19 protein-coding genes are annotated in these 14,028 nt (G+C 56.7%); 4 read left to right on the forward strand and 15 right to left on the reverse strand.

Annotated features, from left to right (window positions below; all coding sequences use genetic code 11):
• Positions 1–16: 16 nt before the first annotated feature.
• The 3 genes from CFter6_RS13395 to CFter6_RS13405 all read left to right on the forward strand — a co-directional run bounded on the left by CFter6_RS13395 (position 17) and on the right by CFter6_RS13405 (position 2,291).
• Entirely contained in the window at positions 17–1,195 is a 1,179-nt protein-coding gene (locus CFter6_RS13395) for a tetratricopeptide repeat protein (protein ID WP_150118759.1), read from the forward strand.
• Between the two features lie 91 nt (positions 1,196–1,286).
• Positions 1,287–1,880 carry a tetratricopeptide repeat protein gene (locus CFter6_RS13400; protein WP_082814772.1) on the forward strand — a complete coding sequence of 198 codons (594 nt, stop codon included), beginning with the start codon at positions 1,287–1,289 and terminating at the stop codon, positions 1,878–1,880.
• A 33-nt stretch (positions 1,881–1,913) separates the two neighbouring features.
• Positions 1,914–2,291: a hypothetical protein gene (locus CFter6_RS13405; RefSeq protein ID WP_061540357.1), complete on the forward strand. Its 378-nt coding sequence runs from the start codon at positions 1,914–1,916 to the stop codon at positions 2,289–2,291.
• A 28-nt stretch (positions 2,292–2,319) separates the two neighbouring features.
• Here CFter6_RS13405 and CFter6_RS13410 read toward each other — a convergent pair whose 3' ends face one another.
• Both CFter6_RS13410 and fliP read right to left on the reverse strand, forming a co-directional pair.
• Positions 2,320–3,135, reverse strand: coding sequence for a sigma-70 family RNA polymerase sigma factor (locus CFter6_RS13410; protein WP_150118760.1), 816 nt, complete (start codon positions 3,133–3,135; stop codon positions 2,320–2,322).
• Positions 3,136–3,151: 16 nt separating this feature from the next.
• The gene (gene fliP / locus CFter6_RS13415; RefSeq protein ID WP_082815032.1) at positions 3,152–3,763 is read right to left on the reverse strand and encodes a flagellar type III secretion system pore protein FliP; all 612 of its coding nucleotides are present in this window, start codon (positions 3,761–3,763) and stop codon (positions 3,152–3,154) included.
• Between fliP and CFter6_RS26025 the strand changes: the two genes are divergently transcribed.
• Positions 3,693–4,001, forward strand: a complete 309-nt coding sequence (locus CFter6_RS26025; RefSeq protein WP_167351322.1) for a hypothetical protein — start codon at positions 3,693–3,695, stop codon at positions 3,999–4,001. The genes fliP and CFter6_RS26025 overlap by 71 nt on opposite strands.
• A 13-nt stretch (positions 4,002–4,014) precedes the next feature.
• Here CFter6_RS26025 and CFter6_RS13420 read toward each other — a convergent pair whose 3' ends face one another.
• The 13 genes from CFter6_RS13420 to flgC form a co-directional block, all read right to left on the reverse strand.
• Positions 4,015–4,506 (reverse strand): flagellar biosynthetic protein FliO, encoded by a 492-nt coding sequence (locus tag CFter6_RS13420; protein ID WP_061540359.1) that lies wholly within the window; start codon positions 4,504–4,506, stop codon positions 4,015–4,017.
• 6 nt (positions 4,507–4,512) lie between these two features.
• On the reverse strand, positions 4,513–4,851 hold the full coding sequence (locus CFter6_RS13425) for a FliM/FliN family flagellar motor switch protein (RefSeq protein ID WP_061540360.1): 339 nt from the start codon (positions 4,849–4,851) through the stop codon (positions 4,513–4,515).
• Between the two features lie 27 nt (positions 4,852–4,878).
• Complete coding sequence (locus CFter6_RS13430; RefSeq protein ID WP_061540361.1) at positions 4,879–5,844, reverse strand: FliM/FliN family flagellar motor switch protein; 966 nt, start codon at positions 5,842–5,844, stop codon at positions 4,879–4,881.
• Positions 5,845–5,847: 3 nt separating this feature from the next.
• Positions 5,848–7,101: a flagellar hook protein FlgE gene (locus CFter6_RS13435; RefSeq protein ID WP_061540362.1), complete on the reverse strand. Its 1,254-nt coding sequence runs from the start codon at positions 7,099–7,101 to the stop codon at positions 5,848–5,850.
• A gap of 36 nt (positions 7,102–7,137) precedes the next feature.
• The gene (locus CFter6_RS13440; RefSeq protein WP_061540363.1) at positions 7,138–7,533 is read right to left on the reverse strand and encodes a flagellar hook assembly protein FlgD; all 396 of its coding nucleotides are present in this window, start codon (positions 7,531–7,533) and stop codon (positions 7,138–7,140) included.
• Positions 7,533–8,381 carry a hypothetical protein gene (locus CFter6_RS13445; RefSeq protein ID WP_061540364.1) on the reverse strand — a complete coding sequence of 283 codons (849 nt, stop codon included), beginning with the start codon at positions 8,379–8,381 and terminating at the stop codon, positions 7,533–7,535. The genes CFter6_RS13440 and CFter6_RS13445 overlap by 1 nt, the downstream gene beginning before the upstream one ends.
• A complete protein-coding gene (locus CFter6_RS13450; protein WP_150118761.1) occupies positions 8,378–8,770 on the reverse strand; it encodes a hypothetical protein in 393 nt (130 codons plus the stop codon). The genes CFter6_RS13445 and CFter6_RS13450 overlap by 4 nt, the downstream gene beginning before the upstream one ends.
• 122 nt (positions 8,771–8,892) lie before the next feature.
• On the reverse strand, positions 8,893–10,239 hold the full coding sequence (locus CFter6_RS13455) for a FliI/YscN family ATPase (protein ID WP_061540366.1): 1,347 nt from the start codon (positions 10,237–10,239) through the stop codon (positions 8,893–8,895).
• Positions 10,240–10,244: 5 nt separating this feature from the next.
• On the reverse strand, positions 10,245–11,090 hold the full coding sequence (locus CFter6_RS13460; protein WP_082814773.1) for a FliH/SctL family protein: 846 nt from the start codon (positions 11,088–11,090) through the stop codon (positions 10,245–10,247).
• Positions 11,090–11,758 (reverse strand): hypothetical protein, encoded by a 669-nt coding sequence (locus CFter6_RS13465; protein WP_061540368.1) that lies wholly within the window; start codon positions 11,756–11,758, stop codon positions 11,090–11,092. The genes CFter6_RS13460 and CFter6_RS13465 overlap by 1 nt, the downstream gene beginning before the upstream one ends.
• A complete protein-coding gene (gene fliF, locus CFter6_RS13470; protein WP_061540369.1) occupies positions 11,755–13,224 on the reverse strand; it encodes a flagellar basal-body MS-ring/collar protein FliF in 1,470 nt (489 codons plus the stop codon). The genes CFter6_RS13465 and fliF overlap by 4 nt, the downstream gene beginning before the upstream one ends.
• A 53-nt stretch (positions 13,225–13,277) precedes the next feature.
• Entirely contained in the window at positions 13,278–13,577 is a 300-nt protein-coding gene (fliE, locus tag CFter6_RS13475) for a flagellar hook-basal body complex protein FliE (protein WP_082814774.1), read from the reverse strand.
• A gap of 2 nt (positions 13,578–13,579) precedes the next feature.
• Positions 13,580–14,023, reverse strand: coding sequence for a flagellar basal body rod protein FlgC (gene flgC, locus CFter6_RS13480; protein ID WP_061540371.1), 444 nt, complete (start codon positions 14,021–14,023; stop codon positions 13,580–13,582).
• Between the last annotated feature and the right edge of the window lie 5 nt (positions 14,024–14,028).

The raw sequence follows: 14,028 nt of genomic DNA on the forward strand, positions 1-14,028 counted from the left end.
AACAGCAAGGAAGTCAATGAGCGCAATTCTTTCCCGATCCAGTCAAGCCAACTCCGAAGGCAGCAAGCGCCTTGACCGGTTGCTGGGTTTCTTGCATAGCGATCCGCAAAATGAAAACCTGCGCGCCGACGTCTTCGAACAGGCATTCAGCATCGGCAATGAAGAAGTCGCCGAACAGCAGATTGCGGTCGGCCTGGAGCTTGGCCGCGATCCCAACGCATGGCGCTTCCGCGAAGCGCATTTGCGGATGGCCCAAAGACGTTTTGAGGAAGCAGAGGATTTGCTGACCATATTGAAGCAGCAAATGGAACCGCTACCTGCAATCTCGCATAACCTGGCGTTCATCGCCGCGCTGCGCGGCGACTACCAGACATGCTTTGAGGAACTCGAGCCCTGGGCCAGTAAAGATCCAAGCATGGACGTTGATCCTTCCATACAGACGCTCTGGCTGAAAAGCCTGCATCATTTGAGCAAGCTAGAACTCGCCTTGCAATGGACCGACCAAAGACGGACTCTTGCCAAGCTGACGCCGGCAGCAATGGGCGTGGCGAGCCTGATCGCCATCGATGCCGAGCAAGCCGTCAAGGCGAAGGAACTGGCTGACCAGGCCCTGGCGGCCGGAGACGCCGGCCTCGAAACCTTGCTGGCCCGCGCAGCCGTGGCGCTGGCGGAACGCGATACCGCGGGCGCCCACCAATATCTGCTGCAGGCAATGCACAGGGAGCCGAACAACGGCCGCTGCTGGTCGACCTTGGGGCTGACGCAAATGCTCGAGATGAATATAGCAGCGGCTCGCCAAAGCTTGCAAAAGGCTGCCGCGCTGATGCCCGACCATATCGGGACCTGGCACAGCCTGGGCTGGGCCTGCTTGGTCGATAACGATATCGACGCGGCGCAACAGGCATTCGAAGCTGCCATGCAGCTTGACCGCAATTTTGGCGAAAGCCACGGCGCCCTGGCCATCATCGCGGCAATGCGCGGCGAGAGAGCCAGCGCTATCGAACAAATCAGGCGTGCTACCGGCTTGGATAAAGACAGCTTGTCGGCGGGTTATGCTCAAGCAGTCTTGAACGGCGAAACTGCCGATCCGCGGTCTTTGCAAAACGCCATGCACGGATTGTTCAGCACGCGCCTGGCGCCGATGGGCGAACCTATGCTGGACTTGCTGCCATCCCTGCCGGACATAAAAAAATAAACTATCCGGATTTGAGATCGCCCTTTCAGATCATGTGCACGCAGAATATTTTTCTGCCGCCACAGAGCAACGCTAAACCTTGAGAAATCATATGCAACCTTCATCTCCTCCACTTCATCCCCTGATGCAGCAGGCTATCAACGCCAGTCAGGCGAATGACAGCGATACCGCCCTGAACCTGCTTGAACAAGCCAGCCGGGAAGAGCCCGCGTCACCTCTGCCGCATTTTTTGACGGGTGCGGAACTGGCGCAACTGGGCAGAATGGCGGAAGCGGAGGCAGCATATGCCCGGGCCGTGGTGCTTGCGCCCGATTTTTCCATTGCCCGGTTCGAATTGGGCGTCCTGCAGTTCGTCACAACGCGGCCTGCTATCGCTCTGGTGACCTGGCAACCGTTGCTGGAATTGCCCGATACGGATCCGCTGAAGCTTTTTGTACTCGGTTATGCAGAGCTTATGCAGGATGCTTTCGATGGCGCCTTGCGTTATTTCGAACAAGGCATGGTCGCCAACACTACCAATCCCGCCTTGAATGGCAATATTCGGCTGCTGATCGCGGAAATTCACCGGACGCTTGGAACGCCTGCGCCCAATGCAACAACCGTCGCTGAGAAAACTGCGGATCAGGAGGAGCCAAGCGACAATCACTTCCTGCTATCCAACTACAATCAAAGCCGACTTCATTGATTCTGCGTCTGTCATTTGAAGAAGGAACGCTAGATGACCTCGATTAACGCCTCAGCACAGATCGCCGCCCTGATTCGCAGCCAGGTAGCTTCGCTGCGCAAACCGTCCGGCCCCGCCACCGCAAAAAAACAGACGAAGCAGGGACAGCTACAGGAGGAACGCGATATAGCCGGACTCATCGCGCAGCGGGTGCTGGTCATCGATCCGAATGAACCTCAGCGCGAGCGCAAGGCGTTCAGGATTTTCCTGGAATCGGTATTGCTTGCAGAGTTGGGCGACGAACTGATCAACGACCCGGCTTTTTATCAGATGGTTGAAGATGTGCAGCTACAGATGGAAAGCGATCCGGAACTTGCTTCGGCGATTTCCCAGGCAGCCAGGCTGCTGCTGGCGCCGCAGAAAAATAGCTGACGCAATACGATTTACGAATCGAAAAAACTCACCAAAATACATCGCTGGCCTTTTGTTCGCGCAAAGCGTTTCGCAAGGAACGTAGCGCCTTGCGATGAATCTGCGCAATGCGCCCGGCGCTGAGTTCGAGCGCCTCGGCAATTTCGCTGAACGAAATTCCCAGCAAATAATGACGTTGGATCACCAGCCGCTCCTGCTCCGAAAGATCATGCACCATGGCGCGTACCCGCTGCTGCAACTGCTTGAGCTCCAGGCCGCGATAAACCGGCATCATCTCGGTTGCAGTCTCGGCGCCGCTGTCGATCATGCCGGTGTCCGCCAACAGCCATGTCAACGCCAGCCCCACGCCGATTTGCGCCAGGTCGCGGAACAACTCGGTCGAGGTCTTGCTTGCCGCTTGCGCCGTTTCGTCGCCATCGAGGTTTTTTACCGCGGCAAGCCGCTCGCTCAATAGCCGCTGGCGCACCGCGATCTGCTGCTGTTTATCGGTAAGATGTTCGAGGCCGTTGAGAATCGCGCCGTGCATCCGGCGTGCAGCATATGTTTTAAACTGGGCGCCAAAACCCGGATCGTAGCGATCAATCGCCTCCATCATGCCGACCGATGCCAGCTGCATATACTCTGCAAATTCGATTTCGTCATGAAACCGTTTCGCATAGTATGAGGCAGCCACGGTTCGCGCATAAGGAAGATAATGGCGAGCCAGGCTTTCACGCGCAGCGCTGTCGCCACGTTCGCGCCAGCGTTGCCACAGCAAGGATTCTTCGTGATTTTCCATCGACCTGCCGGCCGCCTCGTCTTCCTGAGATTGCAGGTGGCTGCCAAACGGACGCGAAATACTCACGGCGGCGCCCGGTTATTCAGTGGAAGGAGCCAACCAGCGCCTTCAGGACCAGACTCCAGCCATCGATCAGCACAAACATCAGGATCTTGAGCGGCAACGCAATCGTGGTAGGCGGCATCATCATCATGCCCAACGCCATCAGGATGCTGGAAACAATCAGGTCGATCAGCAAAAACGGCAGGAAAATGACGAAGCCTATCTGGAAAGCCGCGCGCAATTCCGACAGCATGAAAGCAGGAATCAGCTGCACATTGCTGATGTCGTCCATATTGCGTGGGGCCTTGGCCTTCGACAGTTCCACCATCAGCGCCAGGTCCTGCTCACGCGTCTGCCGCACCATGAATTCTCGAATCGGCAGAATGCCTTTGTCGTAGGTGGTCTCCATCGACAGGCTTCCTTGCATGAATGGCTGGAAAGCGTCCTGGTTCACCTTTTCCAATACCGGCGACATGGTGATCATCGTCAAGAACAAGGCGAGTCCGATCAGCACCGTATTTGGCGGGGTCTCCTGCATGCCAATGGCATGACGCAGCATCGACAATACAATGATAATGCGCATGAATGCCGTCAAGGACATGAGCAGTGCCGGCAGAATCGCCAGCAACGTCATGCCAATCACTACGCGCATGGCCAGCGATGTATCGCTGGATTTGCCGGCAGCTCCGCCGTTAAAACGGATTTCGACTCCCGGCGCCGCAGTGCTGGCTTTTGAGGAAATAAACTTGGCTGCGGGGACAGAAGATTTGGAATCGGACAGCGAGTCCGATATGGTCGTGGCGCTCTGCGCGGTCCCGGCTTCCGCGTGTGCCAGGCCGAATGTTGCGCACAAAATGGTCGATATGCAAATGCGGAGAAGCATCAGGTAAAGAGCGCGCAGCATCAAGACGGGTCCCCTGATATGCGATCTTGAACCTGCGATGCGGCGCCGATGGCCGACGGCATATCCGCCAGCCGCACCACTCCCTGCTCACCGCATGCGACCAGCAGTTTGCCGCCTTCCCACTCAACGACATGCAAAGAGGAGCGGCCCGCCAGGCGCGTACTGGCAGTCACCTTGAGTTCGGCGCTCGGCGCTGGCGCCGGCAACCAGGCCAGCCACCGTGATTTATTCAGCTCACGGCCCTTGCGGCGCCAACCGGCGTAGATAAAACACAGCAATACGGCTGCCATCAAAAAAAACAGCAATATTCCGCCACCTGCCGGGAAATCGATGCCGCCTGCATCCTGCTTGAACGGCAAAGCGCTCGACGCAGCGACAGCACTGGCTTGCGCCAATACGGAACCCGGCAACAAGAATCCTGCGGCAAGCAGCAAAGGCCCAAAGGTCAGGCGTTGACCGCCGGGACGGCAGCGTACAATCTGATAAAACATGTTGCCTCAGGCTTTCAGCGGGATCGGCAGCTCGGTAATGCGCACCGCAAAGTGCTCATCCACCGCAACCAGCTGCCCACGCGCCACAACACGCCCTTCCAGCAGCAGATCGACCGCTTGTTCAACATGGCGATCCAGCCGTATTACTTGATGTTCTTTTGCATTCAGCAGTTCGCCCACGGTCATGACCGCTTCACCGACACACACGCTCAGGCGCGCCTTTATCTGATGCAAAGGATTCAAGGTTTCCACTACGCTCGCTTGCGACGAACGGTCGGCATTGTTCAGTTCACTCAAGGCAATGACTTGGGCGACAGGTGGGTGGTTTGCGAATGATTCACTCATTTTATTCATGTCAGACGATCGTTAAAATTAAAGGGCGGGCGCTTTACCTGAAAACTCATCTGCGGCAGCACGAAGCAGTTCAATTGCGCGCATTCCCTGTTGTTGTCCCACGTACGCGGTGCACAAGGGACGGCCGTCTTCCGCCAATACCTGCAAAGGCTGGTCAAGCCTGTGCGGCAACGGTATTACATCTCCTAGAACCAGTGCCTGCAAACTCCCCAGGTCAAGTTCAACTGCAGCCAGTTCAAGCCGCAAACTGGTGGTTTTCTTCTCGATCGCTTTATGCAAGGGAACCAGCGGAGCATCCTTGCCGACGTGCGTTTTCACCATCCTGTCGCCTGATCGCAACAATGCGGCAACGCGGGCAGGCCCGATGTGCAGCCTCAATGACAAGCCGTGCCAAGGCAGCGTAACGCGCACTGCACCCGACCATGCCAGCATATGATGAGACGGCAGCCTGTCGTCGATACCGCCATGTGAGCCAAACGGCAGCTGCGGATTGTCGCCCACCCCGCCCTGGTTATCTTGCGCTAGAGATGCGCGCAGCTCCTTGATGCAGTCACGCCAGGCCGTGCGAGCCAATTCTGCCGCAAGGCTGGGGCCATTTTTTGTTGAGGCAGACTGTTTCGCCGCAGTTCCAAGCAATATTGCCTGTAGGGACTCGCTGGAAACCGGGCCGATATCTATCCAAACCTGGAAATCAATTGACGCAGCGGAATCGCCGGCCCCAAGTTCTGGAAACAAGACTTGCCATTCGGTTTTTCCTGCAGCCGGACAACTATCCGCTTGGTGCGCCAGTACGCAACTGATTCCGATATCGTCGCTGTCTGCCAAAGACGGTGCAAGATCATCCAACCAGGCCGCGCGCCAGCGCTGCCTTGAAATATCGAGATGCTCCGCCAGTTGCAGGAGATCGGTTTCCGACCACCAGTGCATGGTGCGGAAATCTCGCCCTGCCTCTGTCCTCTGCGCATTTTCTTTAAGCGCATCCATCTATCATTTACCCTTCATTGAAAACAATTCCTGCAACATTTCATTGGCAGTGGTAATGACTTGCGATGACGATTGATAACCGCGCTGCATCACTACCAGGTCGCTAAATTCCTGCGACAGGTCGACATTCGATATTTCTATCTGTCCTGCCTGCACGTTGCCAAATCCATCCGCGCCAGCTTGTCCAAGCTGCCAGGCTTGCGCGCCAACGGCGTCAAACTGGTTATTTCCTACAGCAGTTACCGCATCGAGCGAATCGAAACGGCTGAGCGCCAGGCGCGCTGCGTTGCTGGTCTGGCCATTTGAATAAGTCAGCACCAGGTTGCCGGCGGTATCGAAAGTCGCTTTGCTCATGGCGCCAGGGCCATAACCGTCCTGCGATGCCACCGCCAATGTTGAAAGCGTGCCGCCGGCAAAGGAAGTCACATCGCCGCTGAAATCCAGGGTAATCGGAATCGGCGCCAGATTTCCCGCCTTATAGGTCATGGAAATTTTAGCTGTGGCCGGATCGGGCTTGCCGTCCTGGAATTTGATGGTGCCGCTTCCTACTACCTTGGTCCCATCCATCAGGTCGACGTTCCAGAAGCCGGGAATAGTCGGTGTCGTAGGGATGGTCGGTATCGACGGCAAGCCTGGTATGGAAGGCGTTCCTGGCGTCGTCGCGGTTACGCCGGTGAATTTCAGGCTCAGCGTGTGTTCGCCGCCGGCTGCATCGACCACCTTCACTCCGCTGACAGTCTGATCGGTGGTGCTGCTGGAAAGATTGCCGCTGAACTTGATCGAGGTGGTGGCCGCCCCGGCATGCACCTTTAGTCCCGTCAGGCTGATTTCTCCCAGTACGCCATTAGCGTCAAGGCCCAGTACCTTAGCGTTGTCGCTGCGGTTGACCAGGATCCCATCGTCATTGAATTTAAACTGGCCGGCGCGGGTGTAATGTATGTTTCCAGCTTCGTCTTTCAGGTTGAACAGTCCCAGGCCGTCAATCGCCACATCAAGATCGTTGCTGGTCTGCCGCAACTCTCCCTGACGAAAATTCAAGGTCGTCCCTTTGGTGTCGAGACCGTAACCGATCTGACCATAATTTCTTCCGTTGCTGCCGCTCCCCAGATTGCCGTTGGAATAGAACAGATCTGCAAATTGCAGAGTCGATCCCTTAAAGCCGGGAGTGTTCATGTTCGCCGTGTTATTGGCGATCACTTTCAAGCCGCGCGAATAACCCAGCAGCCCGGTCATACCGAGATAGATCGATTCAAGCATGGTGCAATCCTCCTAAAGATGCGAACGTTTCCACGATCACCGTACAGTGACAATCTGCGACAAGCTGATATTCGCCAAAGTCACCCCTGCCGTGGTTTGAATGGTCAGCTGGGGCGTATCGCCACTCAGCGCCAATGCTTTCACGGTGCCTGTCACCGCGCCGCCGCTGGTATTGATATCCACAGTGCGGCCAAGCAAGCCGACTGATTGCAACGCTGACTGGGTCGATATCAGCTGATCCATCTTGCCGTTCAATTCCTGGCTCTGCTGGAGCGTGGTGAATTGCGCCATTTGGGCCATGAACTGCTGGTTGTCCATCGGTTTCAAGGGATCCTGATAAGTCAGCTGCGTCAGCAGCACTTTCAGGAAATCCTGCATGTTCAAGCCATTCGGCTGCAAATTACTGGAACCGCCTACTGCGTCGATTGCCATCACGCCTCCTGCGAATCAAAGTATGAATAAATAGGGGAAAAACCTGAAGTTGAAGATTTTCCCGGCTGTGATTGTTTGTGTATCGTTGTAGCTGTTTGCGTCGATTCCACCTGCCCTGCATCCGGCGCCATATAAACTGCTTGCCCGTTGCATGTTACCGAAAGCAGCCGCCCACCTTGTGCACTCAGCCAGGACCGGGACTCACGCACAATTTGCATAAGCTCCGAAGATGACAACGCTGCTTGCCCGTCGACACCCAGCCAGAGCTGGACATCTCGCCCGCTCCATTGCGCATGGACACGCAATGGCTGCCGCTGCTCATCAGAGGCGTTTGCGCCATCCAATGCCGAACCGGGAAGCAGCTGCTGACGGTCTTGGGTAACGCTATCAGGACGGGGCGCAAATCCCGTCCTGCTCGAGAGCGGCGAAGTCAGCGTCTGCCGCAGCTGTCGCAGCAAATCCTGCGGCAGCAGCTGCTCGCCAGCGACTGGCGCCTCGGCCTTGGAAGCGACTGCAAACTGCATCCGTGGCGCCAGCTGCGAACTTGAAAGTTCCACGGCCTTGGTAGAAACCGCTGTCTTTGCCTCGGATACGTCCACCGGTGAAACCAATTGCCTGGATTTCAGCTTTTCCCCGGGCGACGCCTTGCCGGCATCTGATATATCGGTTTGGCGATGCGCCGCCGCTGCCGGAGCCGGATGCTTTAACCAGTTTTGCATCTGCGCCCGCTCCATTTCCCGTTGCCACGCTGATTGCTGGGACGGGCCGTCAGCATCCTGGCGGTCCTGCTCTCGCGTCGTTCGAGCTGGCAACGGCAGCGCGGAAGCAGACACAGGAATCGAGGTCATATTTTTCCTTCCGATTTGGACATCGCTTGTATTTGCGATGCATTCGTACGTTCTTTCCAGACACTACGGGCAATCCAGTCGCGGTCCGCCTCGTTGCTCTGGCGGACTTGCTCGACAGCGATGTAGTCTTTCAGACAGTGCAGCCTATGCTGCTCCGTCAGTTCGAGGCGCTGCTGTTGCCGAATGCATTCCTGGCGAATCTCCTGGCGTCGTTCGAGCAATGACGATACACGCTGTTCCTGCTCCTGGATTTGACTAGCGCATTGCACCAGGTAGGCAATCGAACGCTGGTGCACAAGCGGATTCATGCGCAATTGCAATGCTTTTGAAATGTGCTCGGATTGCGCGGCCATTTGCCGCTTCAATTCGGCAAGATGTTCTTGTTCCATCAGCAATTCAGCCTGCACCGCAGCCAGTTTTCCCTGGAGGATATCCAGCTGCCATTGATATCGATGCTGAACTGACGCCAGCGGATATACGAATCCGCGTAAATCGGTAGCCATGCCGCCGCTCATGGTGTAACCCCAAACACCTGCATCAAGTTCCGCAGCGCTTCTTCACGCCGTATTCCGCCAAGATTCTGGCGCAGAAACTGCAGCAATTCCGGCTCTACGGCCAACGCGCGATCCAGCTCGGCATTGCTGCCGCGTTCATAAGCACCGATATCGACCATCTGCCGGTTACGTTCGAGCAGGGCCAGCATCTTGATGGCGTGTAGCGCTAACTGCCGCTGCTCAGGCGTGGTCAGATCAGGCATCAGGCGGCTGGCGCTTTTCAGGACATCCAAGGCCGGATACTGGCCTTGATGCGCCAATTGCCGGGTAAGCACCAGATGGCCGTCAAGGATAGAGCGCAAGCTGTCCGAAATCGGCTCGTTCAAGTCGTCGCCCTCTACCAGCACTGTCAACAAGGCCGTGATCGCGCCGCCGGACGGCGCGGTGCCGCAACGCTCGCAAATTTCCGGCAGCTCGGCAAACACCGACGGCGTATAGCCGCGTGCGGTAGGCGGTTCGCCGGCAGACAAACCTATTTCACGCCTTGCCATGGCAAACCGGGTGATTGAATCCATGGTCAAAAGCACCTGCTTGCCCTCATCCCTGAAATGTTCGGCAATCGCAACCGCGGCATAAGCCGCACGCACTCGCGCCAACGCCGGCTGGTCTGAGGTGGCGACTACGACCACCGAGCGCTGCAACCCTTCGACACCCAATTGCTTGTCGATAAATTCGCGGACTTCACGTCCGCGTTCGCCAATCAATGAAATAACATTGACATCCGCCGTGACGTGCCTGGCGATCATTCCCAGCAGAGTGCTTTTGCCGACGCCGCTGCCCGAAAAAATTCCTACCCTTTGTCCCTGACCTATCGTCAGCAAGCTATCGATGCTGCGAATGCCGGTTTCCAGCACCTCGGTAATGCGAGGCCGCCGCATCGGATTAATCGGCAACCCTTTCAAACTGCGTCTGACGCTGGTGCCCGGATCAGGCAGACCGTCTAGCGCGTGGCCGAAGCCATCGATAACGCGTCCTAACAGAGAGTCACCGACGCCGATCTCTGTTCTGGAACCGTCAGCAACGACTTCGCAGCCGGCGGCAAGGCCTTGCACGGAGCCGTAAGGCATCAACGTGACTTGCCCCGATTTGATGCCCACTACTTCAGCCAGAATTCCAGTTCCTGGTACTGACCTGTCAGCAGGGTCTGCGCCTACGCCAGTGCCGCGCGGAAAAATCCGACAGATTTCACCGATGGCGACATCCGGTCCGCTGGCATTGATCGCCAGCCCGGTCAATTGACGCACATAGCCGATCTTTCTAGTCAGATCAGTCGCGCGCAAGGCCTCCAGGTAGGTCGCTCTCATGTCGACTATTCCTCCTGCCGATCGGGCAACGCGGACTGGGCGTTCGTTTTCAACACAGCCAGATCCGCCGCTGACGCCCCGGCAACAATTTCAGCCGAAGCCGATTGCCGTATGCGCAATAACAAATCGGTAAATTGCCTAAGCTGGGTTTCCAGGCGAGCATCCAGGGTTCCTTGCGGATAGTCGATCAGACAACCGCCCAGCGACACCTGGTTGTCTGACACACAGGACACTTCCCGGCCTGGCAGCAGAGGCGCAGCGTCTGCAATTAGCTGGTAGTCCCCCGGATGCAGCCGGATCACGATCTGCTCGCTGGAGCGCAACTGCGCCATGGCTTGTTTCACTGCCTGGCGCACGCCTTCAGAGGAGACGACTGTGCCTCCCAAGATACGGCACACAGACTCATGCGCCAGAGCGACCATATCGTCTTCCGCCCGCGCCAGGCAGTCGGCGATGCGCGCCGGGATGGTTTCCAGCAGACGGCCAAGCTGCGCCTCTTGCTTGCGCATGGTTTCCCGGGCGGCATCGATTGCCTGCTGCACAGACAGCGAATTCTCTTTCTCTGCAGCGGCAAGGCCTTCCAGGCGTCCGCTGCGGAATCCTTCTTCATGGCCGAGACGATTGCCGTCCGCCTGTCCTTGAAGCAAACCTTGCTGGTATCCTTCGTTCCTCGCTTGCTCCTGGATTTCAGCAAGAGAAGCCACCACCGATGTTTCGGGGATTTGGATACGCACCTCTGGTTTTCCTGCCGACGCCGACATCTCCGACGAAACATGCGGACGCGACAATACTCTTGGCAAAGGATGCAATTCAAGCCGATGCAAAACCTGAGAATTCGAGTCTTTATCCATTATCTGGCGCTTCGCTTAACGCTGGAAAACTGTCGGTGGAGCTTGAACGAAGTGACCATTTTTTTAACCAGCCCGGTCGACTGTCCAACCAAACCATTATTCGCCGCATGTGGCTGCTTCTGACCTTGCACAGGAATCGGCAACTGCGCCACGCGCGCGGCCACAGATTGCAACAAGACTTCCCGTAAGCGCGGCGGACAGGCGGAAAACGAGTGCGCCAGGCGCTCCACTTGCAAACGCCGTCCCGAACCAAGTTTTTCCAATAAACCGTCGCGCCATTTCCAGTCATGACAAGCCAGTAAACGCGCGATCAACTCCGCCGGCTCCTCGTTTAAAATTTGCGACAGCGCTGCCGGGCCCATATCCGCCAAATTTGCAATCGCGCTATCCACTGCATCAGCTCGGAGAATGTTCGCGCTACCGTTCAATTCGATATTTACCGATGCATCAGAATGCCTGCGAGTTGAAGCAGCCGGCACAATGCCGTCGGCAGCACGATTGAGCAATGCCCGGTCCGCCGGGATGCCTAGCGCAAGCAACTCATCCAGCATGGTTTTTAAAGTCGCCCGCATCTCGCCGTCCAGCTTGGCCAGCATCCAGTCGCGATCTGCCGCCGACATCGCGTGGAGCAGCAATGCCGTACGACGGAAGCCGATGGTATCGCTCACGTTTGCCCCTTTGCAGGCGCGCCAGTTGTCGCAGACGGTTCCTGCATCCAGGCGCGTATCTGCAACAAAACCGCTTCTCTTTGTTCTTCGGAAAGCGAGGTTGCGGCTGGTCCGGTTTTGCGGCGGCCGCTCCAGCCTGCTATACCGAAAACACCTGCCGCCACCAGCAACAGGGCCAGCAGGAGCACCAGTTGATTGGTCTTATCCGAAACGATCGAAGCTATACCGGCATTGACAGGCACAACAGCCCGGTCAGAATCTCCATGCGCGTCGCGCTCGTCGGCGCCGATGTGATTTCCTGCTAGAGCATCGCCAGCACCAAAGGAGTTCAAGGGTTGGACCACAACCGTATCGCCTCTTTCCCGCGATGCTCCTACTGCAGCCGCGACTACATTCTTGATACGCTCTACCTGCGCTTCATCCAGGGATTTGGGAACTACAGCAACCACCTGAATCCGTCGAATCGACCCTGGAACCGCGACCACCTGTTCGACCCGGCGACCTACCGAATATTCAATTTCACGTTGCGAACCGCCGCTTGCGCCACTTGAAAACTTGTTGTCCAAGGGAGCACCGCCGTCGCGCATGACTTCGCGCTCCCGAACTACGACACCGGTCGGCGTTTGCCCGTTTCTTCCTGGCGGCGACACCACATCTTCGGTAGTCGTGCGTACCTGATCCATGTTCAGGATTACATCTACGCTGGCAAGCGCCTGGCCGGCGCCAAAAGTCCGTTCGAGCACCTCATTGGCCTTGTGGCTGAGATAATTCTCGGTTTCCTTCTTCAACTCCAGGCGCGACGAAGTCGTATCGGCGCCGCCCTCACCCCGCGCCATATGGGTTAACGCCACTCCATGCTGATCCACAATCGTTACGTCAGCAACGGCAATTCCGGGGACCGCCGAAGAAACCAGGCGCTGAATGCCGCTTACCTGCTCGGAACGCAGTATCTTTCCTTCTTTCATCGTCAGCGTAATTGCCGCTGTGGGTGCATTGTTGCTGCGCTTGAACAACCCTTCTTCCGGCAGCGCAAGATGCACTCGGGCGGCCTGGATTTCCGACAAGGACAAGATGGTGCGAGTAATTTCTCCCTGCAGTGCACGTTGATAATTGATCTTCTGTGCAAATTCGGTCATGCCGAAATCTGTATTGTTAAAGAGCTCGAAACCTACGGTTCCGTGCAACGGCAATTCCTTGCTCATCAACTTCAGACGAGTCTGGTGAACGCTCTCCTTGTCCACCAGGATGGAGGCGCCGTTGTCCCCCAGTTTGTAAGGCACTTTCATGCGATCGAGCTCGGCCACCATGGCCGCCGCATCTTGCGGCGCAAGATCGGAGAACAGCACTTGATATTCTGTCCGCAACGACCAGATGCCAAATGCCAGGAAGGCGAGGATCAATAGCACACCCGTCACAAGTCCGATCCTTGCGGAGCGGCCCAAGGTTTTCCAGAAAGCGTCAATCACGATGCGCTCCGGCTACGAGAAAATTTCTGCGGTTTTTCATTAAACATTTCATCTCACACTGACATTTTCATTACATCCTGATAGGCTTCCAGCACCCGGTTCCGGACTTGCATCAACAACTGAAAAGACATGCGTGCTTCTTCCAGGTTAATCATCACCTGATGCAGATTCTGCACATCGCCGACGGCCAGTTTTTGCAGATCGGTCTGGGTCGACAGCAGTTTCTGGTTTACTTCGTCCAATCCCTTTGCGACCATCTGGCTGAATCCTCCCTGCTGTGCCGCGGCCGCCGAGCCGAGCGCAGGGTCGAGCATCGAAACATTCGCAACACTGGCAATACTGTCGATACTCATGCTTATCCTCCGATATCCAAAGCCTTGAGCGCCATTGTACGGGCAGCATTCATCGCCGCCACATTGGCCTCATAAGAACGCATCGCCGTCATCAGCGACACCATTTCCTTGGCCGGATCAACGCCAGGATAAGAAACAAAACCTTGAGCATTGGCAAATGGATGACCAGGTTCATATACCTGGCGCGGGCTGGCGCCCGACACTTCAACGCTTGCCACCGGCAGATCGCGGGCGAACTCGCTTGTTCCCTGCATTCCCTGGCTTATAAGCTGATTGAACATCCCCTGGTCAGCACTGCGCGCTATCACCTGCAAAGGCTGGAAATTCTTGCCGTCCGCACTTTGCACGGTCTGAGCATTGGCAAGATTGAGTGCCGCAACATCCACGCGCGTGCGTTCGACTGACATGCCGGCAGCGCTAATTGCAAAAGTATGTGTGTAATCCATCGGAA

The organism is Collimonas fungivorans, assembly GCF_001584145.1.
GTDB lineage: Bacteria > Pseudomonadota > Gammaproteobacteria > Burkholderiales > Burkholderiaceae_D > Collimonas > Collimonas fungivorans.